The sequence below is a fragment of the Salinilacustrithrix flava genome (genome assembly GCF_041228405.1).
Taxonomy (GTDB): Bacteria; Actinomycetota; Acidimicrobiia; order Acidimicrobiales; family Salinilacustritrichaceae; genus Salinilacustrithrix; species Salinilacustrithrix flava.
Window position 1 is genome coordinate 1,481,787 of the sequence record NZ_CP133888.1, and the last position, 25,619, is coordinate 1,507,405.

Consider the following 25,619-nt stretch of genomic DNA (forward strand, 5'->3'; position numbering starts at 1 on the left):
TGGCAGTGGCAGCGGTCCTGGCCGCCGCCGGGTGCGGCGGTGACGGCGACGTCATCGAGCGGGCCGAGACCACCACCACCCCGGCACCGACGTCGACCACCGTGGCCGAGACGACGACGTCGGAGCCCGACGGTCCGGTCGTGATCGAGGTGCGCACCGAGCGTCGGGCCACGGAGGGGACCGACGGGTTCGCCCAGATCGTCCGCGACACCCTCGCCGACCCGCGTGGCTGGAGCCAGGCCGGCTTCGAGATCCGCATCACCGACGACGCCCCGAACGTGGTGCTGGTCGCCGAGGGCGACGAGGTGGATGCCATCTGCGACCCCTACGACACCGGCGGCCGGTTCTCGTGCCAGATCGGGCCGGTCGTCGCGCTGAACGCCGACCGCTGGCGCGAGGCGACCGACACCTGGCCGGGGACGCTCGAGGAGTACCGCCAGATGCTGGTGAACCACGAGGTCGGCCACCTGCTCGGACGCCACCACGCCCGCCCCGCCTGCCAGGAGCGCGGTACGCCCGCGGCGGTGATGTACCAGCAGTCCGCCGGGGTCGAGGGATGTGCGCCGAACCCCTGGCCGCTGCCCTGGGAGATCGCGTGCGCGGCCCGCCACGACGAACCGGTGGCGCCGCCCTACGAGCCCGATGCCACCGCCACCTGCGGCCCGGACGACGTGTGACCGACCCCCCAGGGGTTCTGGCCTACGGATTCCCCCACATGCGGGGGAATCCGTAGGCCAGAACGGTCAGTCGGTGGCCATTACCTCAGAGGCAATCGCTGCGCCTCCCGGTCACGCCGACGATGGAGCCATGCGATCCATGTCGACGTGGCCTTCGGTGTGCGCTCGTCCCGCGCGGTCGGGACGGCTCCGGCATCGACGGCCCGTTCAAGGTGCGCCGCCTGCCCCGGGTCACCAACGACCCGCCGCCCATCGACAAGCCGGTGGTTGCGAGGCCGGAGTGACCTGGGTATCGGTGGCCACGTGACCGATCCAGGAACGAACCAGCGCGGTGCGACCGAGTCCTACTCGCCGGTGCTGCCCGACGACGTCGAGGAGCTGGTCGGGGCCGTGCTCGAGCGGGTCGCGGCGGCCGAGCTGTCGCTGACCACGGCCGAGAGCTGCACCGGCGGCATGCTCGCCTCGATCCTCACCGACGTGCAGGGCCTGAGCGGCGTGTTCGAGCGGGGCTTCGTGGTCTACAGCGACCCGGCCAAGTGCGAGCTGCTCGGGCTGGCCCAGGCCGACATCGACCGGTGCGGCGCGGTCAGCGAGGAGGTGGCGGTGGCCATGGCCGAGGGGGCCCTGGCCAACTCCAGGGCCGACATCGCGGTGTCCACCACCGGCTACGCCGACGACGGCCCCGTCCCCGGTCTGGTGCACTTCGCGTGCGCCCGCCGGGACGGCCCCACCACCCACCGGGTGGAACGGTTCGGCGCGATCGGGCGCGGACCGGTCAGGATCGAGTCCATGCGCGTCGCCCTCCAGATGATCGAGTCGGTCCTGTGAGCACCCCCCACCCGTTCCACGACCCCGCCACGCACGGCTTCGTGCGGGTGGCCGCCGCCACGCCGGGCGTCGCCGTCGGCGACCCCGAGTGCAACGCCGGGTTCCACCTGGACCTGGCCCGCCGGGCCCACGACGAGGGCGTCGACCTCGTCGTCTACCCCGAGCTGGGGCTGTCCTCCTACGCCGTCGACGACCTCCACCTGCAGGGCGGGATGCACGTCGCCGTCGACCGGGCGCTGCGCCGGGTCGTCGAGGAGTCCGCCGAGCTGCAGCCCGTGCTGCTCGTCGGCCTGCCCCTGCCCCGCAACGGCCGCCTGTACAACTGCGCGGCCGTGGTCGCCCACGGCCGGGTGCTGGGCGTGGTGCCGAAGAGCTACCTGCCCAACTACCGCGAGTACTACGAGAAGCGCTGGTTCGCCCCCGGCGCCGGCATCGTCGGCGCCGAGATCGAGGCCGGCGGAGAGACGGTCCCCTTCGGCACCGATCTTCGCTTCGTGGCCGGCGACCACGATGGCCTCGACTTCCACGTCGAGATCTGCGAGGACTACTGGGCGGCCACGCCACCGTCGTCCATCGGTGCCCTGGCCGGCGCGCTGATCTGCACCAACCTGTCTGCCTCCAACATCGTCATCGGCAAGGCCCGCGACCGCGCCCTGCTGTGCGCGTCGCAGTCGATGCGGACCCAGTCCGCCTACGTGTACTCGGCGGCCGGGCCGGGGGAGAGCACCACCGACCTGGCCTGGGACGGCCAGGGCCTGATCTACGAGCTCGGGGAGGAGCTGGCCCACTCCGACCGCTTCGCCATGGAGCCCGACATGGTCGTGGCCGACGTCGACGCCGCCCGGATCCGCCTCGAACGGATGCGCAACGGCACGTTCAACGACGCCGCCGTCGCCGCCGGCCACCCCGAGGAGCGCTTCCGGGTGGTCACCTTCGACCACGCCCGCCGCGCGCCGACGGAGGAGGTCACCCCGCTCCTGCGCCCACTGGCCCGGTTCCCGTTCGTCCCCGACGAGCCCGAGCGCCTCGACCAGGACTGCTACGAGGCGTTCAACATCCAGGTCGAGGGTCTCGTCACCCGCTTCCGGGCGATCAAGGCCGAGCACGTCGTGATCGGTGTGTCCGGAGGGCTGGACTCGACCCACGCACTCATCGTCGCGGCCAAGGCCTTCGACCGGATGGGCCTCGACCGCAGCGGCATCCTCGGGTACACGATGCCTGGGTTCGCCACCAGCGACTCGACCAAGTCCAACGCGTGGGCGCTCATGGAGGCCCTCGGCGTCACCGGCCAGGAGATCGACATCCGCCCGGCGGCTCGCCAGATGCTGGCCGACATGGACCACCCCTTCGCCAGCGGCGAGCCGGTGTACGACATCGCGTTCGAGAACGTCCAGGCCGGCCTGCGCACCGACTACCTGTTCCGCCTGGCCAACGACAACCGGGGCTTCGTGCTCGGCACCGGCGACCTCTCCGAGCTGGCGCTGGGCTGGTGCACCTACGGCGTCGGCGACCAGATGAGCCACTACAACGTGAACAGCGGGGTGCCGAAGACGCTGATCCAGCACCTGATCCGCTGGACGGTGCGCACCGACCAGTGGGACCCGGAGACCGACCGCATCCTGCTGTCGATCCTGGAGACGGTGATCTCCCCCGAGCTGGTGCCGAGCCACGAGGATCTGCCCAACGAGGAAGCAGGGTCCGACGACCCGGCCGAGATCCAGAGCACCGAGGACCAGATCGGCCCCTACGAGCTCCACGACTTCTTCCTGCACCACATCGCCCGCCAGGGCCTGGCCCCGTCGAAGGTGGCCTTCCTCGCCTGGCACGCCTGGCGCGACGCAGACGCCGGCCGCTGGCCCGAGGGCTTCCCCGAGGACAAGCGCAACGCCTACGACCTCGACATCATCCGCCAGTGGCTGCGCGAGTTCCTGTGGCGCTTCTTCGGCTTCAGCCAGTTCAAGCGCTCGGCCATGCCGAACGGCCCCAAGGTCTCCGGCGGCGGCGCCCTGTCACCCCGGGGCGACTGGCGTGCCCCCTCGGATGGCACCGCCACGCCCTTCCTCGACGAGCTCGACCGGAACCTGCCGCCGGCCCCGGACCAGGGCTGAGCACCGCTTTCAGGATCCTCACAGGGCCGTCCGTACGGTCACGGCATGCGAGCCACCTCCGCCCTTCCCCGCTCGGTGCTCGCCGTGCTGGCCGGGCTGGCCTTGGTGCTCGCCGGCTGCGGAGACGACGACGACGGTGCGGTGGCGCCCGCCGATGACGTCCTCGTGGACGATCAGGACGACGCAGCCGAGGTGGATCCTGCCGAGCCCGATGCCGCCGGGGACGAGGCCGGCGATGATGCCGTGCTCGGCTGGCAGCTGACCGGTGAGCCCGGCACCGTCGTGTCGCTCGAGACGGTGGCGGTCTCCGACGGGACCGAGCAGCCGTCCATGGACCAGGAGTTCACCCTCGACGAGGAACCCACCCAGATGCTGTTCACCGTGTTCGTCGACAGCGCAGAGATCTCCTTGGCGGTGACCGCCGGCGGGCCGGTCACCGCCGAGGCCATCCGCGGTCGAGCCGTCGATCCCGAGGATCCCTTCGCCGGGATCGAGGTGCTCGAGGTCCTCGACGCGGTGGAGGTGCCCGCCGACGGTTCCGAGGTGGTCCTGGACGTCGGCTGACGCCGGTGGCGGACGGCGCGGTCAGCCGCCCGTCGGCAGGCCGAGCTCGGCCATCGCGTCCAGGTAGCGGCGGCGGGCGGCCTCGGCCTGGCCGTGGGCGCCGAGGGACCGCAACGTCTCGACCAGTCCGAGGTGGGCTGGTTCGTCGTAGGGGTCGACCTCGAGGAGGCGTCGGAAGGTCGCCGCGGCTCCGACGTGGTCGCCGGTGGCGACGGTCGACTCCGCGTGGCAGCGCAGCGTGGTCAGCAGCAGGCCGGTGACCTCGCGACGCAGGGGCTCGGCCCACTCGGCGTAGGGCTCGTCGGGCAGGGGGTCGCCCCCGTGGCGGTCGATGGCCTCGCGCAGCGCGGTGGGGGCACCAGGGTCGCCGGCCCGGTGCGCGTCGATGGCGCGCTGCGCCGCGGCGAGGAACTCCTCGGTGTCGAGGTCGACGTGGGCGAGCACGAGGCGCAACGTGTCGGACTCGGCGGCCACGAAGCGGCTCGCGGGCGAGGACCGGGCGGGGTCGAGGGCGCGGCGCACCGTGGAGAGCGCCACCGACAGGCGGTTGCGCAGGAGCTCGGGCTCCTGGTCGGGCCACAGGAGGTGCATGACGTGGTCGCGCGCGATCGGCGCGCCCCGACGGGCGATGAGGATCTTCAGCAGCTGGCGGGCCTTGCGCGACGTCCACCGCGGGGTCGAGCCGTCCGCCGCCAGCACCTCGAAGGTGCCGAGGACGGCGAGGCGGGGGCGGGCCGGCGCCGCGACGACGAGGGCCGGCTCGGCGCGGGCGACGGGCTCCTTGCTCCCCGCCGCCGGGCGACCATCGAGGCGTGCCTGGACGGCGTCGAGCTGCGCGTCGAGGGCGCCCAGGCCGAGCGCGGCGGCGGTCGCAGCCGCCTCGGACACCAGCTGCTGCACCCGGCCTGGCGCCGGATGGCCGGTGTCGAGGAGCGCGTCGGCGAGGGACAGCTGGGCTTCGGCCAGCCACGGGCGGGCGCCGAGGCGGGCGCAGAGCGAGATCGCCTGCTCGAGGTGGGCCACGCCCTCCTCGACGTGGCCGAGCCGGAGGGCCAGGGCGCCGAGGCGGTGAGCGACCGTGCCCCAGCAGGCAGCTCCCATGGCGATGGGCACCACCCGGTCGGCGTAGGGCAGCAGCGCCTCCCACAGCTCGGCGGCACGGTCAGGGTCGTCCACCGCCAGGGCCGCATCGGCCGCGGTCACCAACGTGAGCAGCGTGTACTGGCCTGACGCGAGCTCGGTCGCGGGCGGCACGAGGTCGAGCGCCCCGCGGGCCTCGTCGAGGCGTCCGTGGGTGCCCCAGAGCCAGGCGAGCACCCCCCGCCACACCGGTTCGTCCGGGTCGGCCCGCGCGCTGTCGACGTAGGCGCCCTCCATCTCGAGCACCAGGCCCCGCATCCATCGGGCGACGCCGTACTGGGCGCCGAACACCGCGATCCCGTCGGGGTCGCCGAGTCGGTCGGCGATCTCGAAGCACTCGTCGGCCAGGGCCTCGACCGCATCGGCGTCGCCGTCGAGCATGGCCCGGGTGCAGCGGAACCAGAGGGCGTGGCGAGCGAAGCGGGGCGAGGCGAACTCGTCGATGCGGGCGTCCTGCTGGCGGAGCTGGGCGTCGAGCTCACCGACCTCGCCCCGCTCGAGCAGCGCCCCCATGAGCAGGAAGCGGCCGTGCACCGCCAGATCCGGCGTGCGGGCCTCCTCGGCGAGGGCGATGATCTCCCGGGCGGTCTCCAGCCGGCGGAACAGCGTCGCCGGTCCGAGATCGGCCACCTGCTCGGCCACCAGCGCAGCAGCCGTCGCCGCCGGGTCACCGCAGCGCCGGGCGATCTGCACGGCCCGGCCGGCGTGGTCCACGGCGTCGACGGGCGCCTCCACGATGCTCGCCGCCGCCAGGGTCGCGTGGAGGCGGGCGTGCAGCTCGGTGTCGCCGTCGCCGAGGCGATCGAGGGCGACCCGGGCGTTCGCGGCCACCGCATGGGTGATGTCGCCGGCGAAGTAGTACTGCGTGCCGTGCCGAGCGCCTGCTCGTCCGATGAGCCACGGATCGTCGGTCGCCTCGGCCAGGGCCCACGCGCTCAGGTAGAGGTCCTCGGCGTCGGCCCGGCCCGACGCCTCCACGACCGACCCGGCGAGGGCGAGCGTGAGGTCGGCGAGGACCGCCGCTCCGGCCTCGTGGTGCTGGGCCAGCTCCACGGCGCGCCGGAGGTGCCCGACCGCGTCCTCGTGGGCGTGTGACACCCGCGCCGCGTCGGCGGCCTGCGCGCATGCGTCCACGGCATCTCGCCAGCGGGCCGGGCCGGCGTGCAGCAGGTGGTGGGCCCGGTCCGCCGGGCTGGCCGACGGCAGGCGGTCCGCCGCTGCCGCGTGCAGCGCCTCGCGGTCGCCGTCGGCCAGGGATCGCAGAGCCGCATCGGCGGTGAGGGGATGGGCCGGACGGGCGTCGGTGCGATCGAACAGCCCGTGGGCCGCGGCGGTGGCCAGGTGCTCCTGGACGATCTGGACCGGGAGGTCGAGGACGGTGGCGAGCGCGTCCGGTGCCGGGTCGGGGCCGACGAGAGCAGCGGTGGCGACGGTCCGGGCGACCTCCGGGGGGAGCTGGGCGACGCGGGTCTGCAGGACCGACACCAGGGTGTCGGCGGTGTCGATGTCGCCCCGCTGGACCTGCTCCAGGAACATCGGGTTGCCGCCGGTGGCGGCGTGGAGGTCCCGGGCCCGGGACCGGCTGCCGACGAGGCGGCCGACGGCGGTGACGTCGAGGCCCGCGAGGGTGATGGTGGTCGCGTGGCGGTCGAGCCGGCCCAGCGCATCGGCCAGCTCGGCTCGCCGGCGGACCTCGCGGTCGCGGATGGTGGCGACCACGAGCAGCGGCACCTCCCGCAGGTGGGTCGCCACGAAGCCGAGGAGGGCGATCGTCGGGGGGTCGGCGACGTGGAGGTCGTCGAGCACCACGACCAGGGGCCGGCGGGCGGCAGCCTGCTCGATGATGGCCGCGGTGGCGTCGAACAGCTCGGCCCGATCGGCGGCTGCGCCCTCGGCCAGCACCAGCGCGGCGAGGTCGGTGCCGCTGCGCCGGCCGAGCAGCTGGCGGACCACCTGGGTCCAGGGCCAGTAGGGCGGGGAGCCGGTGTCGGCCCACCCCAGGCCCCAGACGACCCGGTGGCCGCGCTCGACCGCGTGGGCCTCGAGCTCACGGGCGAGGCGGGTCTTGCCCATCCCGGCGTCGCCGGCGAGGAGGCAGACGGCGACGCCGTCCCGGGACCGTTCGAGCAGCTCGAGCACCTCGGCCAGCTCGTGGTCCCGTCCGACGAAGGCATCGGTCCAGCGCTCGTCTGGTGCGTCGTGGGTGGGGGACGGGGAGGATGGCGGCATCGGGGGCGACGGAAGGGGGCAGCGGTGGGCGCACGGCCCGGGCCGCGCAAGTGGCCCAGATCATGCCCCATCCGGGAGCCCGCTCCCGGGTCGCCCCGCCCGCGGCTCGCGCCACCGTCAGCACGTCACGACGAGGTTCCCCTCCTCGGTGGTGCCCGGGTCATCGGCTCGCACCCACGTGCCCTGGACCATGAGCACGCCATCCATCGTGTTGACGTCCACGTCGACGCCCTCGGCCTCGCCCATGTTGCCCGTCACCCACGCCCGGTTCCCGTCCGGTCCGCGCAGCACGACCTCGACCACGTCGCCGGCGACCGTCGCCGCGACCCAGCTGCCGTCGGCCGCCCGCAGGTCCTGGACCTGCGCCGAGCCGTCGGAGACCGAGCACATCGCCGTCGTCATGTCGCCGAGGAAGAAGTTCCACGACTCGTCGCCGAGCTCGAGGCGTCCGCTCGACCCCGAGGAGGGTGCGGGCCCGTCCTCCGCACCCTCCTCGTCCGCGCTGCCCCCGTCGTCCGCGCCGCTCTCCTCGTCGGCTGCGGCGTCGGCCACGTCCTCCTCGGCCGGGGCCGTCGCCGCCTCGGTGTCGTCGTCGCCGCAGGCGCCGGCGAGCACCAGCAGCGTGAGGAGCAGGGCGGACAGGGATCGTCGGGCAGCACTCATGGGGGGAGGATGGCGCACCCGCTTTCAGTGCGCTGTGAGCGCCCGGGTCCGGGCTTTCAGGATCCTCACAGAGGCCCCTCGTACCGTCCGGGCCGTGCACAACCTCCGCTTCCACCGCTCCCGTTCCGCCGCCGCTGCCCTCGTGGCCGCCTCGATGCTCCTCGCGGCCTGCGGGGATGACGATGACGCCGTCGCGGCGACCGACGACGCCGACCTGGTGGAGGACGCAGCGGCATCGGGAGACGACGCGGACGAGGGGGCCGAGGGTGGCGATGCCGCTCCCGCAGAGCCGGGTGGGTCGGGCTACATCGAGCTCGGCGATGTCCGCCACGAGCTCACCGTCACCAGCTGCCTGGAGATGTTCGGCGCCCTCGGGGGCGTCGCCGAGGGCACCGAGGACCCGGAGAACATCGAGGTGACCTTCGACTTCCCCCCCGAGGACTGGCAGGAGCGGGATGCCAGCGAGGGTTGGGAGACCGCCGGCGGCGTCACGGTCCGCAGCGAGGAGCCCTACCAGCAGTGGGAGACCGGCCAGGACAACATCTTCGGCTTCAACCTGCCCGATGGGGTCGACGCGAGCGAGCTCGACGTCACCGCCATCGACATCGACGCCGACGCCCAGACGGTCAGCGGCGAGGCGATCTTCATCGACCTGATGGCGGTGATGGCCGGCGACGCCGAACCGGTCGCCGGCTCCTTCGCCTTCTCCTGCCCGGCGGACTAGTCGATGAAGGCGGCGACCTGGCCGTAGACCGTGGCGTCCTGGTGGAGGTCGCTGTGCCCGATGCAGGCGGTCTCGGTGTTCACCGCACCCCCGCTGACCGGGACGCTGCTGTCCGGGTTGATCACCGAGTCGCAGGGTGACCACCAGGTGGCGTAGCGCACGATCGAGCCGGGCGTCTCGTCGCCGGCGTTCAGGTCGTCGAGGAAGGACGAGCCGGGCCACATCTCCGTGCACGCCGTCGACCAGCAGAAGTAGGCGGTGTCGGTCCCGTGGTTGGGTCCGCCGAGGGAGACCCAGGTGTCGACGTCCCCGTCCATCCCGCCGAGGAACTTCACGTAGTGGCGGGACGAGAGGCTGCCCATGGAGTGGGCGATGATGTCGACCTGGTCGGCCTCGTTGACGGTGAGGAGCGTGGCGACCCGGTCGGCGATCTCGGCCGCCGTGGTGCGGTTGGACTGCGACGTGTTGTACGAGAACGCCATCAGCTCCTCCGCGGCGTAGCCGTCGGCGAGGAAGCGGTCGACCATCGTGTCCCAGGTGCTGCCGCTCGAGTTCCAGCCGTGCACGAACAGGATCGGGTCCCGGTCCGGGGCGGGTGCCGTCGTCGTCGGGGCCGTGGTGGTCGTCTCCTCCGGCGCCGTGGTGGTCGAGGCCGTGGTGGTCGTCTCCTCCGGCGCCGTGGTGGTCGGCTTCCCGCCGCCGTTGCCCCCTCCGTTGCCGCCCTTCGCGGCGCCGACGGGCACCGCCAGGACCAAGGCCATCACCGCCGCCAGCAGCAGCGTCACGCTTGCTCGAGTGCGGGTCATGGAAGACGCCCCTTCAGGTCGTACGTGTGTCGAGCGTCACACTAGCCAGCGCTGACGTCAGGGGCGGCTGGCGATGAAGACCGGGATCTCCCGGTCGGTCTTCTCCTGGTACTCGGCATACGGCGGGAAGGCGGCGACGGCGCGCTCGTACCACTCGGCGCGCTCCTCGCCCTCGACCTGGCGCACGACGGCATCCCATGGCTCGGGGCCGTCCTGGATCATGACGGCGGTCGGGTCGGCGACCAGGTTGTGGTACCACTCCGGGTGCTCGGGGGCGCCGCCCTTGGAGGCGACGAGGGCGTACTCGCCGTCGTGCTCGACCCGCATCAGCGGCGTCTTGCGGAGCTTGCCGGTCTTGTGGCCGCGCGTGGTCACGATGATCACCGGCAACCCGGTGTCGAGGAGGGTGTTGCCCTCCTTGCCGTTCGTGCGCTCGTAGGTCTCGACCTGCTCGCGCACCCAGTCCGACGGGCTCGGTTCGTACTCACCGATCAGTGGCATGGTCCGAACCTAGGCCCGGACGGAGCCGGCGTGCTCAGGCGACGGCGACGCCGCTGGCGGCGCGAGCCTGGATCCAGGCGACCAGCTCGCACGCCGTCATCGGCCGGGCGACGCCGTAGCCCTGGGCGCTGTCGCAGCCCAGGTCGGACAGGCGGTCGAGCATCTCCTCGGTCTCGGCGCCCTCGGCGATGGTGCGCAGGCCGAGGGTGTGGCCGAGCTCGATCACGGAGCGCACGATCACGGCGTCGTCGGAGCCCTCGTCCATCCCGGCCACGAAGGACTTGTCGATCTTGAGGTCGTGGACCGGGAGGTCCTTCAGCGACGCGAGCGACGAGTAGCCGGTGCCGAAGTCGTCGATGGCGAAGCGCACCCCCCGTTCGGCGAGGGTGGTCAGCACTCGGGTCGCCCGCTCCGGGTCGGCCATGAGGGTCGTCTCGGTGATCTCGAGGGCGAGGCGCTCAGGCGGGACGCCGGCCCGGTCGAGGGCGATGCTGACCTCGGTGGCGAAGCAGTCGTCGAGGAGGCTGTGGGTCGACAGGTTGACCGCCACGGTGAAGTCCGGGCCGATGCCGCTCCCCGTGGGCTCGTCCATCCAGCGGCGCATCTGGGCCAGCGACGCGTCGAGCACCCAGGTCGTGAGCTGGTGGATGAACCCGGTGTCCTCGGCCAGCGGGACGAAGACGTCGGGGGCGAGCAGTCCCCGTCGGGGGTGCTGCCAGCGCACGAGTGCCTCGGCGCCCTCGACCTCCCCGGTGGCGAGGTCGATCTGGGGCTGGAAGTGCACGACCAGCTCTTCGTGGATCACGGCGTGGCGCAGCTCGCCGAGGAGGGCGAGGCGGTCCGGCGTGTTGCGGTCGAGGTCGTCCTCGTAGGCGGACACGCTCTGGTGGGAGCGCTTGGCCGCGTACATGGCGATGTCGGAGCGCTGGAGCAGCAGGTCCGCCGTGGTCCCGTGGTCGGGTGCGACCGTCACGCCGCAGCTGGCCTCCACGACCAGGGTCATGCCGTCCACGTCCAGGGGCTCCTCGAGGGCCCGGGTCAGCCGGTTGGCCACGTCCATCGCGTCGTCGAGGCCGGCCACGTCGGGGAGCAGCACGCAGAACTCGTCACCGCCGAGCCGGGCGATGGTGTCCGACGCCCGCAGCAGCGGTGCGAGCCTCGGCTCGATCGCGCAGAGCACCCGGTCGCCGTAGCGGTGGCCGAGCGTGTCGTTGATCTCCTTGAACCGGTCGAGGTCGAACAGCAGCACGGCCGTGGCCGTGCCGTTCCGGGTGGCTGCCTTCAGCGCCTGCTCGGCCCGGTCGTAGAAGCAGGCCCGGTTGGGCAGCCCGGTGAGCTCGTCGTGCATCGCCTGGTGCACGGCCTGCTCGAGGGCGTCGTTCATGGCCCGCACCGAGCGCGCGTCGTTGAGGGCGATGCTGACGTGCTCGGCGAAGCTGATGAGGGCGTCCTGCTCGGCGGTCGAGTAGCGCCGGTCGGGGCGGTGGGTGGCCACGACGAGGCTGCCGATGGGCTCGGCACCGAGGTGGACCGGCGTGGCGAGCGCGCTCTGCAGGCCGTCGGCGGCGAACTGGGTGATGGCGTTGTCCCAGTCCGTGTAGGCGTCCTGGATGCAGAGCTTGTTGGTGACGATCGCCTGGCCGCCGACGCCGACCCCCACCGGTGCGCGCCGCACCGCGTCGGCGATGGCCTCCTCGACGCCGACCGAGGAGACCATGATCATGAAGTCGGGGTCGTCCTCGTCCACGAAGCGCAGCGCGGCGATGTCGGCGTGGACCAGGTCGGCGGCACCCTGGGTGATGGCGTCGAGCACCTCCTGCAGCGGTGCCCGGGTGGAGATCTTGCGCTGGATGCGCGAGAGGCGATCGGTCAGCAGCTGGCGCTCGCTCAGCGAGGCGAGCAGCTGCTGGTTCTCGATGGTGCGACGCCGCTCCTGCTCGATCGAGCGGGTCAGCTGCTGCTGGGTGCGGCGGTGCTCCTCGACGTCGACGAAGAGCAGCCAGACCCGCCACAGCACGAGGCCGAACAGGGCGGCGGCGAGGAGGGAGACGATGACGATGTCGGCGCTGCCGGCGCGCAGCCCGAGGGCCATGAGGGCGAGCGGCGCGATGAGCGCGGCCGGCACCACCAGCGCGAAGCGGCGCGCCCCCCGGATCGAACGGTCGTTGTCCACGGTCGGCGGCGCCATCGTCGTCGGGTGCAGCAGGGCGGCGCCGAAGAGCACGAAGGAGATCGGGTAGAGGCTCACCACCTCGTCCTGCACGCGGAACGTGCCGCTCAGCGACGACATCGCGTAGAGCAGGTCGGCGACGAGCTGGGCCAGGACCCACGCCGCCAGCAGGCGATCGCCGCGGGACGAGATGCCGCCCTGCACCAGCATGCGCACGATGGCCCCGAGCAGGAGCAGGTTCACCACCGTGTAGGAGATGGTCACCAGCCGGGCGGCGAGCGTCATGTCGTCGGCGTCGAGGTACGGGCCGATGAAGATGATCCAGGCCAGGACGCCGAAGCCCACGCCGATGATCAGCGTGTCGAGCACGTCGATCCAGCGGTCCGTCGTGCTCCGTCGGCCGATGACCTTGCTGAGCCCGACGAGGAACAGCCCGTACGCGCCCAGGAAGAGCCAGTCGGTGATGGCCGGCGACGTGAGCTCCAGGTCCCACGCCACGGCGAGCGGGTACCAGATCACGTAGGCGGGCACGAGGATCCACGCGCCGGCCATGAAGTACCAGGCCGGGTTGGCGCGGTCCGGGTCCCGCCGGACGGCGACGGTGGCGGCCACGGCCCCGGCCAGGCTGGCGGCGGCGAGCATCCAGCCGCGCAGCGGGTCGTCGGCCACGACCGTCAGGGCGGCAGCGGACAGGCCGAGGAGCAGGAAGACGTTGGAGGAGCGACCGGGCACGCGCGCTGCATCGACACCGCGGCGTTCCCTGGGCTCCATGCCTCCATCATCGGCCGTCCGGGGGACCGACCTGAGGGTCGGACGGCGGAAAACCGGGGCGGGACGCCCGATTCGTGCCCTCAGCGGGCGAACCGGGGCGGGCGCTTCTCCGCGAATGCCGCGATCCCCTCGGCGCCGTCGCCGGTCGCCGCGTTCCGGGCCATGACATCGATGGCCATGTCGTAGGCCTGGTCCATGGTCAGGTCCATCTGCGCGTAGAGCGTCTGCTTGCCGAGCGCCTTGGACGCCCGCGATCCCCGCGTCACCCGGCGGACGAGCTCAGCCACCGCACCGTCGAGCTCGTCGTCGGGGACCACCTGGTTGACCAGGCCCCAGTCGGCGGCGGTCTCGGCATCGATCTCGTCACCCGACAGCGCCATCTCCAGGGCGCGCTTGCGCCCGACGTTGCGGGCGACGGCCACCATCGGGGTGTGGCAGAACAGGCCACCCTTGCCGCCGGGGGTGGCGAAGCGGGCCGAGGCGCCGGCGACGGCGAGGTCGCAGCTGGCGACGAGCTGGCACCCGGCCGCGGTGGCGAGCGCGTGCACCCGGGCCACCACCGGCTGGGGCATCGTCTCGATGGTGCGCATCACGCGCGTGCAGGTGGTGAACAGCTCGCGGAGGCTGGTCTCGTCGAGGGTCGACATCTCCTTCAGGTCGTGCCCGGTGCTCCACACCGAGCCGGTGGAGGCGAGCACCACGGCCAGGGCATCGGACGCGGCGGCCTCGTCGAGGGCGGATCCGAGCTCGCGCAGGGTCGACGTCGAGAGCGGGTTGCGACGCTCCGGCGCGGTGAGGGTGATGGTGACGACGTCGCCGTCGCGGGTCGAGGTCAGCGCAGGCATGTCCCGATGCTCGCGCGCCGTCAGCCCTTGCGGTCGAGGTACGCCTGGCGCACGGCCCGGCCCTCGGGGTCGCGCAGGCCGGCCTCGAGGCCGTCGGCGTCCGCCCACGAGCGACCGGTGCCGACCATGGACTCGGTGACCGCGTTGGTGTGGGCCTTGGTGGCGAGCAGGCCGAGCTTGGGCTTGGTGACGAGCTGGTCGACCAGCGTCGCGACGGCGGCATCGAGCTCGTCGTCGTCGACGATCCGGTTGAGGAACCCGGCGGCCAGCGCCTCCTCGGGGGAGAACTCCCGGCCGGTCATCACCAGCTCCTTGGTGCGGGCCGGGCCGATCTCGCGCACCAGGCGGGGGATGCCGCCCCAGGCCAGCGGGATGCCGAGGTCGATCTCGGGGATGGAGAAGCGGGCCGTTGCGGCGGCGATCCGCAGGTCGCACGCGGCGGCGACCACGAGGCCGCCACCGACGCACCAGCCCTGGATGCGGGCCACGGTGACGGCGCGCATCTCCTCGAGGGCCCGCGCCGTGCGCCACCCCTGCTCCCGGTCGCCGCGACCGCCCTCCCCGGTGAACGCACCCAGGTCGGCGCCGGCGCTGAACGCCCGGCCCCGGCCGCCCACCGTGACGACCTTGAGGTCGGGGTGCTGGTCGAACCAGCGGGCGGCGTCCTCCAGCTCCCGCAGCGTCTGCGTGGACAGCGGGTTCAGCTTGTCGGGACGGGCGAGCCAGAGTGACCCGGTGGCGCCGTCGACGGCGACCTCGACGGTCTCGAACCCGGGTGGGGTCGGTGCGGTGCCGGTCACGACGCACCTGCCGCCAGGGCGGCCTGGGCGGCGGCCAGGCGGGCGACGGGGATGCGGTAGGCGGAGCAGCTGACGTAGGTCAGGCCCATGTCGTGGCACAGGGCGATCGATGCGGGATCACCGCCGTGCTCGCCGCACACCCCGGTCTCGATCGCCGGTTTGGTCGACCGGGCGCCGTCGAGGGCGATGCCCATGAGCCGGCCCACGCCCTTCGCGTCGATGCTGGCGAAGGGGTTCTCGGTGAGGATCTTGTCGGCCAGGTACTGCAGCAGGAATGCCTGCTCGGCGTCGTCCCGGCTGATGGCGAACGTGGTCTGGGTCAGGTCGTTGGTGCCGAAGGACAGGAAGTCGGCGTGCTCCGCGATGTCCTCGCTGGTGAGCGCGGCCCGGGGCACCTCGATCATCGTGCCGACCTGGTACTCGACCCGACGGCCCGCCTCCTCGAACACGGCCTCGGCGACCTCGTCGATCAGCTGGCGCTGCCGGGCGAGCTCGGTGGCTTCGCTCACGAGCGGGACCATGATCTCGGGCTTGGGGTCCCCACCCCGCTCGGCCACCTCGACGGCCGCCTCGAAGACGGCCCGGGCCTGCATGCGGGTGATCTCGGGCATCGTGATGCCGAGGCGCACGCCGCGGAGGCCGAGCATCGGGTTGGTCTCCCGCAGCGCCTCGACCCGGCCGAGCATGTCGTGGACCTCGGACAGCTCCCGGACGAGGCGCTCGACCGTCTCGAGGTCGGCGGCGCGGACCAGGCGCAGCTGCAGGTCGGTCTGGTGCCGGTGCAGCTCCTCCCAGGACGGCAGGAACTCGTGCAGCGGCGGGTCGAGCAGGCGCAGGATGACGGGGAGGCCGTCCATGGCCTCGAACAGCCCGGCGAAGTCGGCCCGCTGGAACTCGCGCATCTCGTCCAGCGCCTCCTTGCGCTCGGCCAGGTTCGGTGCGGTGATCATCCGCTGGACGATCGGCAGCCGCTCGGGATCGAAGAACATGTGCTCGGTGCGGCACAGGCCGATGCCCTCGGCGCCGTAGGACCGGGCCCGGGCCGCGTCCTCGGGCTCGTCGGAGTTGGCCCGCACGCCGAGGGTGCGGAACTCGTCGGCCCAGCCGAGCACGGTCGTGAGCCACTCGTTGTCGAGGTCGGGCGCCACCGTCTCGACCTTGCCGAGGTAGATGTTCCCCGACGTGCCGTCGATGGAGATCCACTCCCCCTCGTGCAGCGTGTCGTTGCCGACGGTGAGGGTGCGGCTCGCCATGTCGATGTCGATGGCGGACGCGCCGGTGACGGCGGGCTTGCCGAACTGGCGGGCGACCAGGGCGGCGTGGCTGGTCCGGCCGCCGCTCGAGGTGAGGATGCCGGTGGCGGCGAGCATGCCGTGCACGTCGTCGGGCTTGGTCTCGTGGCGCACGAGCACGACGTCGCGCCCGTCCCGGCCCCACCGCTCGGCGAGGTCGGGGTCGAACGCGACGACGCCGACTGCGGCGCCGGGGGAGACGTTGAGGCCCTGGGCCACCGCGGTCAGGTCGGCGAGGGACTCGGGCGAGAACTGGGGGTGGAGGAAGAAGTCGACCTGGTCGGGCGTGACCCGGCCCACGGCCTCGGCCTTGGTGATGAGCCCCTCGTCGGCCATGTCGACCGCGATGCGCACCGCGGCCTGGGCGGTGCGCTTGCCGGTGCGGGTCTGCAGCAGCCAGAGCGTGCCGTCCTCGACGGTGAACTCCATGTCCTGCATCTCGCGGTAGTGCTCCTCGAGGCGCCGGGCGATGGCGCCGAGCTCCTCCGCAGCGTCCGGGAGGTCGTCGGCCAGCTGCTCGATCGGCTTGGTCTCCCGGTTGCCGGCGACGACGTCCTCGCCCTGGGCGTTGAGCAGGTAGTCGCCTTCGAGCTTGGGCTCGCCGTTGGTGGGGTTGCGTGACATCAGCACGCCGGTGCCCGAGTTGGTGCCCGTGTTGCCGAAGACCATGGCCACGACGTTCACCGCCGTGCCGAGGTCGTCGGCGATCTTGGCGGCCCGCCGGTAGTCGAAGGCGCGACGGCTGTTCCAGCTGTGGAACACGGCCTCGGTGGCCAGGCGCAGCTGGTCGTAGGGGTCCTCCGGGAAGGGCGTCGCCGAGCGGGCCCGGACGTGGGCGCGGAACGAGTCGACCGTGGCGCGCAGGGCCTCGGGCGGAAGGTCGGCGTCGTTGATGACGCCGTGGGTGCCGCGGTGCTCGCGCAGGATCTCCTCGAAGGGGTCGCCGTCCATGCCGAGCACGACGGTGGCGAACATCTGCACGAGTCGGCGGTGGGAGTCGAGCACGAAGCGCTCGTCGCCGGTGCGCTCGATCATCGCGGCGGCGACCTCGTCGTTGAGGCCGACGTTGAGGACGGTGTCCATCATCCCGGGCATCGAGAACTTGGCGCCCGAGCGCACCGCCACCAGCAGGGGGTTGTCGGTGCCGCCGTAGGTCTTGCCGCTGGCCTCCTCCATGTCCCGCACCGCGGTGAGCACCTCGTCCCACAGCCCGTCGGGGAGGGCGCCGTCGCCGGCGATGAACGCGTTGCACGCCTCGGTGGTGATGGTGAAGCCCGGCGGCACCGGGACGCCGAGCGACGCCATGTCGGCCAGGTTCGCCCCCTTCCCGCCGAGGAGGCCGCGGACGCGGTCCCAGTCGTCGTCCACCGCCGCCTTGGCCGCATCGATCTCGTCGAACCCGTACACCCAACGTGTCATGGGGCGGTGTCTACCCCCTCGCGTCCGAGCCGGTACAGGGTCTCGGGTCAGCAACCACCGGAGGGGCGGTCGGGGACCCGGGGGTCGAGGACCTCGACGTGCACGTGGGGCCACGAGGGCGATCCGGTGTAGCGGTCGACCTGCGACTCGAACGGCAGCGGGGTTGCCCGCGGCGCGAGCGGGGTGATGCCGGCGACGACCCGGTCCCCCGCCTGCACCTGCACGCCCGTGATGTGCAGGACCGTCACCTCCCAGTCGGGAGCGCCGTCGGGGCGGATGACGACCTTGTCGTCGCGGTAGCGGCAGTACAGGACGTAGGTGCCGGCGGACTTCACGGTTCCGGTCACGGGGGAGCGGACCGCGGTGTCGGGCGGGACCACGATGTCGGCCGCGGTGCGGCTGCCCGTGCCCCGGTACCGGGTGGGGAGGGTGCGGGGTCGCACCGCGGTGGCCAGCGCGTCCTGCTGCCGGCCGCCGTCGTGGCCGGACTCGTGGAAGCCGACCGTCTCGACGAGGGCGACGGGGTGCACCAGCTCCACGCCGCCGGCGCGCGCGTAGGGCTGGAACCCGGTGCCGGTGCCCCGGGTGGGTGGCGGCGGTGGGGCTTCGCCGGTGGTGCGCCGGTACTGCTCGTCGCTGGCGGCCAGGAACGAGGCCAGCGCGACGTCGCCGAGGCGCTGCACCTGCTCGACCCAGTGGTCGTGGCCCGAGTGGTCGGGCGCCCGGTCGAGGACGGCGTGGAACAGGGCCGTCACCCGATCGCTGCGGGACTCGATCGAGGCGTAGAAGCCGGCGGCCACGTCGGCGCGGGTCGCGCCGGTGGCCAGGCGCCCCACCCAGTACCGCCGGCCGTCGTCGTCCGGGGCCCGGCCGAGGATGCCCGTGTACACCCGGTCCACGAAGCCGGCGGGCGTCGACCCGCTGAGGCCGTAGTACTCGTCGCTGCCGTAGAGGAAGGCGGCGACGGCCTCGAGCGTGTGCCCGGCAGCGATGCGGCCGACCCAGTGGGCCCGGCCCCCGGGCTCGGACGGCCGGCCGAGCACCGATCGGTACAGCTGGTCGACGCGGGAGCCGGCCCACTCGTCGGAGGCGGCCAGCGAGCGGGTCAGCGCCCCGCGGTCGCCGAGGGCGACGGTGGCGGCCCACCGGGAGGACTCGTCGCCGGTCGGGGCGCGGCCGAGGAAGAGCCGGTGCGTCGCCTCGACGTAGGCCCGGGCCGCATCGGTGTCCGCACCCGCCGACGGGGCGGGCGCGACCGCGAGCAGCGGCCCGAGCAGGGCGATCGCCAGCGCGATCGAGGTCAGCGCAGCGCGCGTTCGGGCCCCCAGCACGGCGCGACCCTACGCCGGGCGCTCAGCCGGGCAGGTGGTCGGGGAGGCCGAAGCGAGCGAACAGCTCGGGGCCGATGAAGTTGTGGTGGCCGACGATGCGGCCGCCGGCGACCTCGATGACCTGGACGGCCCACGGGTGGCGGCCACCGTCGTCGCCCGGCTTGTAGGCGGCGTAGCCGGCGGTGCCGTTGACGTCGATGGGCACCAGGAGCGAGTCCTTGCACCCGATGCCCTGGCCGAGCATCCACGCGCCGACCTCGTCGCGGCCCTCCAGCCAGGTGTCCCACGGGGGCATGGAGAGCACGGCGTCCTCGCGCATGAGGGCGACCACGGCGGGGATGTCGTAGCGCTCGAAGGCCTCCACGTACCGGGCCAGGAGATCCTCGTGCTGCGGGTCGAGCCGGGCATCGAGCGGCTCGTCCCGGCGCTGCTCGAGCGTGGCCCGGGCCCGCTGCAGCGCGCTGTTGACCGAGGCGACCGAGGTCTCGAGGAGCTCGGCGACCTCGGCCGCCGGCCACCGGAGCACGTCGCACAGGATCAGGGTCGAACGCTGCTTGACCGGCAGGTGCTGGAGGGCGGCGACGAAGGCGAGGCGGATCGACTCCCGCGCCGCGGCGACGTCAGCGGGGTCGGCGCCGAGGTCGAGGACCTGGTCGTCGCGCACGGGCTGCACGAACAGGGTCTCCTCCTGCCAGTCGCCGAGCACCACGTCGTCGACCTTGGTGGCGGGGCCCATCTCCATCGGGCGGGCTCTGCGCTGGGGGCTGCGGTGCATGTCCATGCACACGTTGTGGGCGATGCGGTGGAGCCACGAGCGCAGCGACGATCGCCCTTCGAAGCGGTCGAAGGCCTGCCACGCCTTGAGCAGCGTGTCCTGCACGGCGTCGTCGGCCTCCGACGGCGAGCCGAGCATCCGGTAGCAGTACCCGGTGAGCTCGCGGCGGTGCCGCTCGAACCCGTCGCGCAGGAACGGATCGAGGTCGTCGGGCCGGATCGCCGTCGTCATCGGGACGAGTCTGTTCCGCCCCGGCACCGCTCCGCCACCGGTCTTCGCCTCGCGTCCGCCTACGGTGTCCCACCGTGGGGAAAACGAAGGACGACGGCGGCGGCGCGTCTCGGGAGCTCGCAGCGGTGCTGCGCGACCACCCGGGCGCGATCGTGGCAGCGGTGGGAGACGACGGGCTGTTCGTGCCCGTGCCCGAGGGGCTGGACCTCGGCGACGACCACCACCGCACCGGGTTGCGATCCGCGACCGACCTGGTCGACGGCGTCGACCGTGCCGCGGTGATCGAAGCCTGGGAGCGGGCCCGCTTGGGCGACGACACCACGGTCGATGCTCGCCTCCGGGACACCGACGCCGCGGGGACGATGCACTTCATCGACGCCCGTGACGAGCTGGGCGTGCACCTCATGGTGTTCGCCGTGGACGACGGTGGCGGTCGGGTCGAGGTGCCCGAGTCGCCGCCGATCCCCGAGGGCTCGCGGGCCAAGGTCGTCCGCTCACGCAAGGACGGCCTCGCCGTGCTGGTCGACATCGACCGCAACGTCTCCGAGCTGCTCGGGTGGCGGGTCGAGGACATGGTCGGCGTGCGGTCGCTGGACTTCATCCACCCCGACGACCAGGAGGAGGCCATCGCCGCGTGGATGGACATGCTGTCCGGGCCGGGGCTCACGACCCGTGCTCGCCTCCGGCACGCCTGTGCCGACGGCAGCTGGCTCTGGCTCGACATCTCCAATCGCAACCTCCTCGACGAGGCGGGCCACGTCGAGTGCGAGATGGTCGACGTCGGCGAGGAGGTGGCCGCCCAGGAGGCGCTCGCCGCCAGCGAGCAGGTGCTGCGCCGCCTGACCGAGTCGATGCCGGTCGGCGTGTTCCACATCGACGCCGACGAGCGGCTGCAGCTGGCGAACGCCCGCCTGCACGAGATCCTCGGCACGCTCCCCGGCGACGACCAGGCCACGATGCTCAGCACCGTGCGCGACGAGATGGCCTTCGATCGGGCGCTCGCCGCGGTGCTCGCCGGCACCGACGTGGATCTCGAGCTCGAGATCCAGGTGCTCGGCACGCTCGACCTCCGGCGGTGCACCCTCGCCCTGCGGGCCCTGACGGTGGAGGGTGCCGTCACCGGCGCGGTCGGCGTCCTCACCGACGTCACGGAGTCCGTGCGCCTCCGGGAGGAGCTGGAGCGCCGGGCCACGATGGACGACCTCACCGGCTGCTTCAACCGGGCCAGCGTGCTCGAGGCCCTGGAGGAGCGCCTCGCCAGCGGGGTCGACGTGGCGGTGGTCTACGTCGACGTCGACGACTTCAAGGTCGTCAACGACGGCCACGGCCACGCCGCCGGCGACGAGGTCCTGCAGGCGGTCGGCGCCCGCCTGCGGTCCGCCGTCCGGGAGCACGATGCCGTGGGTCGGATGGGCGGCGACGAGTTCGTGGCCGTGTGCACCGGCCTGGGCTCCGAGGACGGTGCGGCCGAGCTGGCCCAGCGCATCGCCTCGTCCCTCCGCGACCCCGTCGGGTTCCGCCACCAGCGCATCACCGTGTCGGCCAGCGTCGGCGTGGCGTGGGTCCCCGGCGGCGAGCGCGTCGACGCCGACACCCTCGTGGCCCGCGCCGACGGGGCGATGTACGCCTCGAAGGGCATCCGGGGCGGCGGGCACACCGTCGGCTGAAGGTCAGGGGGCGGGCAGGAACCGCTTCGGGTGGCGGCCGTCCACGTAGCCCACGAAGGGCGGGAAGATGTTGTACCCGAGCAGCTCCTGGAGCCGCTCGGGCAGCGTCGCCACCACCTCGGGGGTCACGCCGACGACGTGGTTCTCCTGCGGGCGCAGCCAGGCGGCGGCGTACTCGAGGATGACCCCGAGGCGGGGGCGGTCCGTGGCGTTGGCCCCGCCTCCGTGCCAGATCGAGCCGGAGTAGAAGGCCACGCTCCCGGCGGGCATCTCGGCGTCGACGACGGGGTCGTCCTCGGTGGGCCAGCGGTCCGGCCCCCACCGGTGGCTGCCCTCGACGAAGCGGGTGGCGCCGTTGGCCCGCGTGAAGTCGTCGAAGGCCCACATCGTGTTCACCACCACCTCGCCGTGGGGCTGGGGCAGCGGGTAGATGCTGTCGTCGGTGTGCAGGCCCTGGGCCGGCTCGCCGGGGCCGATCTGGATGCCGGTGGGCGCGGACAGCTGGTAGTGGCCGAGCAGGTCGTCGAGCACGCCGAGCAGCACCGGGTCGATGGCCAGCTCGTCGAAGGCGCGGGTCTTGGCGAACAGGTTGTAGATCCGCTTCGTGCCGTAGCCCTCGAAGTCGTTCCGGCCGGTGGGCGTGGTCTCGAGCACCCGGTCCAGGTCGGCGCGGATGGCCGCGACGCGGTCGGCGTCGAGGACGCGCTCGCACAGGACGACGCCGTCGGCGTGCACGGCCTCGAGGATCGCCTGGGTGTCGAAGTCGACGGTGCGGATCATGTCCCCTCCAGGAAACGAGCGTTCCCAAACTGCTACACCATGCTCCCATGGGAACGTGGAACTTCGCTGACATCTGGGAGACGGTCGCTGACGAGCTGCCCGACGCCCCCTGCCTCATCCACGGTGACGACCGTCGGAGCTGGTCCGAGGTGGACCGACGCGCCGACGGCGTGGCCCAGCACCTGCTCGATGCCGGGCTGGAGCGCCAGCAGGCCGTGGCCCTGTACCTCTACAACTGCCCCGAGTACCTCGAGGGCACCTACGCCGCGTTCAAGGGCGCCTTCGTCCCGGTGAACACCAACTACCGGTACACGGCCGACGAGCTGCTGTACCTGTGGGACAACGCCGATGCCGGCTGCGTGGTGTTCCACGGGGCCTTCGTCGACACCATCGAGCCGATCCGCGAGCGCCTGCCGAAGGTGCAGGCCTGGCTGTGGGTCGACGACGGCAGCGGCGCCTGCCCCGAGTGGGCCACCTCCTACGAGTCCGCCGCCACCAGCGGCGCCGGCCGCGTCTCGCCCGAGTGGGGCCGCACCGGCGACGACCTCAACATGCTCTACACGGGTGGCACCACCGGCATGCCCAAGGGCGTCATGTGGCGCCAGGACGACCTCGCCGTGAAGCTCACCGCCACCCTCGGCAACCCGCTCCTCGACGACGGCACGGTCGAGGACATCAAGGGCACCTTCAACGAGCCCGGCGCCCGCTTCCTGCCCGCCTGCCCGCAGATGCACGGCACCGGGAACTTCCCGTGCCTGTCCACGCTGTCCGGCGGCGGCTCGGTGGTCACGCTCACCAACCGCACCTTCGACCCGGTCGAGATGCTCGACGCCATCGAGCGCGAGGGCGTCAACCTGGTGGCCCTGGTGGGCGACGCGTTCGGCAAGCCGATCCTGCGCACCCTCGACGAGAACGAGGGTCGCTGGGACCTCTCCAGCCTGCTGGCCATGGTGTCCTCGGGCGTCATGTGGAGCAAGGAGACCAAGGAGGGCCTGCTCCGCCACCACCCTGGGATGATGCTGATGGACGCCTTCTCGTCGTCCGAGGCCCTCGGCATGGGCTCCTCCATCTCCGGCGCCGGCGCCACCGCCGAGACGGCGAAGTTCGAGCTGAGCCCCGAGACCATCGTCATCGACGAGAGCAACCGGCCGATCGCCCCCGGTTCGGACGAGATCGGGCGCCTGGCCGTCGGCGGGCGCCAGCCCATCGGCTACTACAAGGACCCGGAGAAGACGGCCGCCACGTTCCTCGAGATCGACGGCCAGCGCTACAGCTGCCCGGGCGACTTCGCCACCGTCGACGCCGACGGCAAGATCTCCCTCCTCGGCCGCGGCTCGGTGTGCATCAACACCGGTGGCGAGAAGGTGTTCCCCGAGGAGGTCGAGGAGGCGCTGAAGACCCACCCGGCCGTCTTCGACGCCGTCGCCGTCGGCGTGCCGGACGAGAAGTTCGGCGAGGCCGTCACCGCCGTGGTCCAGGTCCGCGAGGGCGCCGAGCTCGACGAGGGCGACGTCATCGCCCACGTGAAGACCAAGCTCGCCGCCTACAAGGCCCCCAAGCGCGTGGTGGTGGTCGACACCATCGGCCGGGCCGTGAACGGCAAGGTCGACTACAAGCGCCTGAAGGGCGAGGCCCAGGAGCGCCTGGGCGTCAGCTGACGGACTTCTTGGCCGCCGCCCGCTTCTTGGTGGCCGTCTTCTTCTTGACCGCCGCCTTCTTCTTGGTGGCCCGCTTCTTCGTGGCCCGCTTCGTGGCGGGTGCCGACTTCGGCGCCCGCCCGGGGGTCCGCTCGGGCGGGAGCGCCACGGGCACGTCGACGTCCATCAGCTTCGCCAGGCCCTCGATGTCGTCGACGATGTCGTCGAGCAGCACGTCGATGTCGGGGACGAGGCGGGCGCAGCCGACGAGGCCGAAGTCCAGCGTGTCGCAGTAGCTCTGCACCGTGATGTTGAGCCCCTGGCCCTCCACGACGGTGGACACCGGCACGTAGTGGGCCAGCTTCGCCCCGGCCATGTACAGCGGCTCGCGGGGGCCGGGCACGTTCGAGATCGTGATGTTCACCGGCATCGTCGTGCGGTTGCCGAGCTGGAACCGGGTGGCCATGCGGCTGGCCCGGGCGAACACCGCGGGCGGGGGGAAGTCGGCGAACTCGGTGAGCTGGTCGGCAGGCAGGGCGTCGTGCAGGCCCTTGGCCAGCGCCATGGCGTTGTTCACCTTGCGGATCCGCTGCAGCGGGTCGGGTTCGTCGGTGGGCAGGTCGGCGAAGATCGCCGAGACCCGGTTGGACCAGCGCTCGGCCTCCTCGCCCGTGCGGATCGACACCGGGACCATGGAGACCATCGGCTGGTCCGGCAGCGCGTCGCGTCGCTCCAGGTAGGTGCGCAGGCCGCCGGCGCACACCGCCATCACCACGTCGTTCACGGTGCAGCCGATGGCGCCCTTGATCGCCTTGATGGCCTCCATCGACACCGATCGGTAGGCGAAGGAGCGGTGCGGGGAGATGGACGCGTTGAAGATCGTCGACGGCGCGTTGTGGGGCAGGGGCTGGGGGGCCTCGTCGCGCTCCTCCGGGCGTGACCGGCCCAGGTTCAGGATCGTGCCGAGCGGGCCGCGCAGCCCGTCGCGCAGCTGCTCGCCCGACGCCCGCAGGATCGGGTTGCGGCTGGCCTCGCCCAGCGAGCGCATGGTCCGGGCACCGAGCACGAGGAACCGCCCGGGCTTGCGGGCCAGGGTCCGGGCGGCCATGCCGAGGACCTCGGCATCGGAGGGCACCGGCTCGGGCTGGCGGGGCGCGAGCTGCGGGCTCGGGATGTCGTCGCCCTCGGGGGTGGTGTCGAGCATGATCGTCAGCAGCTCGACGCCCGAGGCGCCGTCCACGGTGGCGTGGTGGATCTTGGTGAGGATGCCGAAGCGGTCGCCGGCGAGGCCGTCGATGACGTAGCTCTCCCACAGGGGGCGGGACCGGTCGAGCGGCCGAGCGATGATGCGGGCGACGAGGGCGGCCACCTGGTCGTCGCGCCCGGGCGGGGGGACCGCGGTGTGGCGGACGTGGAAGTCGAGGTCGAAGTCCGGGTCCTCGATCCAGAACGGGTGGTCGAGGTTGAACGGCACGTTGCGCAACCGGCGGGTGAGGGGCTCGAGCAGGTGGAGGCGACGCTGGATCTGGGCGCGCCACTCCTCCAGCGGGTCGAAGTCCGCCGACGGCCGGTCGTAGATGGAGAGGCCCGACACGTGCCCGTAGGTCGACGGTGTCTCCATGTAGAGGAACGTGGCGTCGAGACCGGTGAGCTGCTTCATG

19 protein-coding genes are annotated in these 25,619 nt (G+C 72.7%); 7 read left to right on the forward strand and 12 right to left on the reverse strand.

The features are described 5' to 3' along the window. Positions 1 to 5: 5 nt before the first annotated feature. The 4 genes from RGQ06_RS07325 (at position 6) to RGQ06_RS07340 (ending at position 4,177) form a co-directional block, all read left to right on the forward strand. Positions 6 to 677 carry a DUF3152 domain-containing protein gene (locus RGQ06_RS07325; RefSeq protein ID WP_432427223.1) on the forward strand — a complete coding sequence of 224 codons (672 nt, stop codon included), beginning with the start codon at positions 6 to 8 and terminating at the stop codon, positions 675 to 677. Between the two features lie 303 nt (positions 678 to 980). Further along, entirely contained in the window at positions 981 to 1,505 is a 525-nt protein-coding gene (locus RGQ06_RS07330) for a CinA family protein (RefSeq protein ID WP_432427222.1), read from the forward strand. Then, positions 1,502 to 3,613, forward strand: coding sequence for an NAD(+) synthase (locus RGQ06_RS07335; protein WP_432427221.1), 2,112 nt, complete (start codon positions 1,502 to 1,504; stop codon positions 3,611 to 3,613). The genes RGQ06_RS07330 and RGQ06_RS07335 overlap by 4 nt, the downstream gene beginning before the upstream one ends. 45 nt (positions 3,614 to 3,658) lie before the next feature. Beyond that, entirely contained in the window at positions 3,659 to 4,177 is a 519-nt protein-coding gene (locus RGQ06_RS07340) for a hypothetical protein (protein ID WP_432427220.1), read from the forward strand. A gap of 21 nt (positions 4,178 to 4,198) precedes the next feature. On the opposite strand, the gene RGQ06_RS07345 is transcribed toward RGQ06_RS07340, so the two are convergent. Further along, on the reverse strand, positions 4,199 to 7,546 hold the full coding sequence (locus RGQ06_RS07345; RefSeq protein ID WP_432427219.1) for an AAA family ATPase: 3,348 nt from the start codon (positions 7,544 to 7,546) through the stop codon (positions 4,199 to 4,201). 117 nt (positions 7,547 to 7,663) lie between these two features. After that, entirely contained in the window at positions 7,664 to 8,209 is a 546-nt protein-coding gene (locus tag RGQ06_RS07350) for a hypothetical protein (RefSeq protein WP_432427218.1), read from the reverse strand. A gap of 94 nt (positions 8,210 to 8,303) precedes the next feature. On the opposite strand from RGQ06_RS07350, the gene RGQ06_RS07355 reads away from it, so the two are divergent. Beyond that, positions 8,304 to 8,933: a hypothetical protein gene (locus tag RGQ06_RS07355; RefSeq protein ID WP_432427217.1), complete on the forward strand. Its 630-nt coding sequence runs from the start codon at positions 8,304 to 8,306 to the stop codon at positions 8,931 to 8,933. On the opposite strand, the gene RGQ06_RS07360 is transcribed toward RGQ06_RS07355, so the two are convergent. From RGQ06_RS07360 to RGQ06_RS07395, 8 genes are all read right to left on the reverse strand, one after another. Then, complete coding sequence (locus RGQ06_RS07360) at positions 8,930 to 9,739, reverse strand: esterase/lipase family protein (protein ID WP_432427216.1); 810 nt, start codon at positions 9,737 to 9,739, stop codon at positions 8,930 to 8,932. The genes RGQ06_RS07355 and RGQ06_RS07360 overlap by 4 nt on opposite strands. Before the next feature lie 57 nt (positions 9,740 to 9,796). Continuing rightward, on the reverse strand, positions 9,797 to 10,240 hold the full coding sequence (locus RGQ06_RS07365) for a nitroreductase family deazaflavin-dependent oxidoreductase (RefSeq protein WP_432427215.1): 444 nt from the start codon (positions 10,238 to 10,240) through the stop codon (positions 9,797 to 9,799). Positions 10,241 to 10,274: 34 nt separating this feature from the next. Beyond that, a complete protein-coding gene (locus RGQ06_RS07370) occupies positions 10,275 to 13,181 on the reverse strand; it encodes a putative bifunctional diguanylate cyclase/phosphodiesterase (RefSeq protein ID WP_432427214.1) in 2,907 nt (968 codons plus the stop codon). Positions 13,182 to 13,261: 80 nt separating this feature from the next. Further along, positions 13,262 to 14,026 carry an enoyl-CoA hydratase-related protein gene (locus tag RGQ06_RS07375; protein WP_432427213.1) on the reverse strand — a complete coding sequence of 255 codons (765 nt, stop codon included), beginning with the start codon at positions 14,024 to 14,026 and terminating at the stop codon, positions 13,262 to 13,264. A 20-nt stretch (positions 14,027 to 14,046) separates the two neighbouring features. After that, positions 14,047 to 14,826 carry an enoyl-CoA hydratase/isomerase family protein gene (locus tag RGQ06_RS07380; protein ID WP_432427212.1) on the reverse strand — a complete coding sequence of 260 codons (780 nt, stop codon included), beginning with the start codon at positions 14,824 to 14,826 and terminating at the stop codon, positions 14,047 to 14,049. Beyond that, positions 14,823 to 17,537 carry a pyruvate, phosphate dikinase gene (gene ppdK, locus RGQ06_RS07385; RefSeq protein ID WP_432427211.1) on the reverse strand — a complete coding sequence of 905 codons (2,715 nt, stop codon included), beginning with the start codon at positions 17,535 to 17,537 and terminating at the stop codon, positions 14,823 to 14,825. Before ppdK ends, RGQ06_RS07380 begins: the two co-directional genes overlap by 4 nt. Before the next feature lie 47 nt (positions 17,538 to 17,584). Beyond that, complete coding sequence (locus tag RGQ06_RS07390) at positions 17,585 to 18,868, reverse strand: DUF4214 domain-containing protein (protein ID WP_432427210.1); 1,284 nt, start codon at positions 18,866 to 18,868, stop codon at positions 17,585 to 17,587. A gap of 22 nt (positions 18,869 to 18,890) precedes the next feature. After that, positions 18,891 to 19,874: a sigma-70 family RNA polymerase sigma factor gene (locus RGQ06_RS07395; protein ID WP_432427209.1), complete on the reverse strand. Its 984-nt coding sequence runs from the start codon at positions 19,872 to 19,874 to the stop codon at positions 18,891 to 18,893. 74 nt (positions 19,875 to 19,948) lie between these two features. On the opposite strand from RGQ06_RS07395, the gene RGQ06_RS07400 reads away from it, so the two are divergent. Next, positions 19,949 to 21,541, forward strand: a complete 1,593-nt coding sequence (locus RGQ06_RS07400) for a diguanylate cyclase domain-containing protein (protein ID WP_432427208.1) — start codon at positions 19,949 to 19,951, stop codon at positions 21,539 to 21,541. 3 nt (positions 21,542 to 21,544) lie between these two features. Here the strand turns inward: RGQ06_RS07400 and RGQ06_RS07405 are convergent, their stop codons facing one another. Further along, on the reverse strand, positions 21,545 to 22,321 hold the full coding sequence (locus RGQ06_RS07405; protein WP_432427207.1) for a phytanoyl-CoA dioxygenase family protein: 777 nt from the start codon (positions 22,319 to 22,321) through the stop codon (positions 21,545 to 21,547). Between the two features lie 47 nt (positions 22,322 to 22,368). Here RGQ06_RS07405 and RGQ06_RS07410 point away from each other — a divergent pair, with 47 nt between their 5' ends. Beyond that, positions 22,369 to 23,979 (forward strand): acyl-CoA synthetase, encoded by a 1,611-nt coding sequence (locus RGQ06_RS07410; RefSeq protein WP_432427206.1) that lies wholly within the window; start codon positions 22,369 to 22,371, stop codon positions 23,977 to 23,979. Here RGQ06_RS07410 and RGQ06_RS07415 read toward each other — a convergent pair. Continuing rightward, a complete protein-coding gene (locus tag RGQ06_RS07415; protein ID WP_432427205.1) occupies positions 23,972 to 25,618 on the reverse strand; it encodes a WS/DGAT/MGAT family O-acyltransferase in 1,647 nt (548 codons plus the stop codon). The two genes, RGQ06_RS07410 and RGQ06_RS07415, sit on opposite strands and share 8 nt — an antisense overlap. Between the last annotated feature and the right edge of the window lies 1 nt (position 25,619).

Bases quoted from the DNA above. Each gene is read 5' to 3' on its own strand.
- RGQ06_RS07340 (WP_432427220.1), top strand. From the start codon at position 3,659: ATGCGAGCCACCTCCGCCCTTCCCCGCTCGGTGCTCGCCGTGCTGGCC.
- RGQ06_RS07345 (WP_432427219.1), bottom strand. From the start codon at position 7,546: ATGCCGCCATCCTCCCCGTCCCCCACCCACGACGCACCAGACGAGCGC.
- RGQ06_RS07350 (WP_432427218.1), bottom strand. From the start codon at position 8,209: ATGAGTGCTGCCCGACGATCCCTGTCCGCCCTGCTCCTCACGCTGCTG.
- RGQ06_RS07360 (WP_432427216.1), bottom strand. From the start codon at position 9,739: ATGACCCGCACTCGAGCAAGCGTGACGCTGCTGCTGGCGGCGGTGATG.
- RGQ06_RS07365 (WP_432427215.1), bottom strand. From the start codon at position 10,240: ATGCCACTGATCGGTGAGTACGAACCGAGCCCGTCGGACTGGGTGCGC.
- RGQ06_RS07370 (WP_432427214.1), bottom strand. From the start codon at position 13,181: ATGGAGCCCAGGGAACGCCGCGGTGTCGATGCAGCGCGCGTGCCCGGT.
- RGQ06_RS07375 (WP_432427213.1), bottom strand. From the start codon at position 14,026: ATGCCTGCGCTGACCTCGACCCGCGACGGCGACGTCGTCACCATCACC.
- ppdK (WP_432427211.1), bottom strand. From the start codon at position 17,537: ATGACACGTTGGGTGTACGGGTTCGACGAGATCGATGCGGCCAAGGCG.
- RGQ06_RS07395 (WP_432427209.1), bottom strand. From the start codon at position 19,874: ATGACGACGGCGATCCGGCCCGACGACCTCGATCCGTTCCTGCGCGAC.
- RGQ06_RS07405 (WP_432427207.1), bottom strand. From the start codon at position 22,321: ATGATCCGCACCGTCGACTTCGACACCCAGGCGATCCTCGAGGCCGTG.
- RGQ06_RS07410 (WP_432427206.1), top strand. From the start codon at position 22,369: ATGGGAACGTGGAACTTCGCTGACATCTGGGAGACGGTCGCTGACGAG.
- RGQ06_RS07415 (WP_432427205.1), bottom strand. From the start codon at position 25,618: ATGAAGCAGCTCACCGGTCTCGACGCCACGTTCCTCTACATGGAGACA.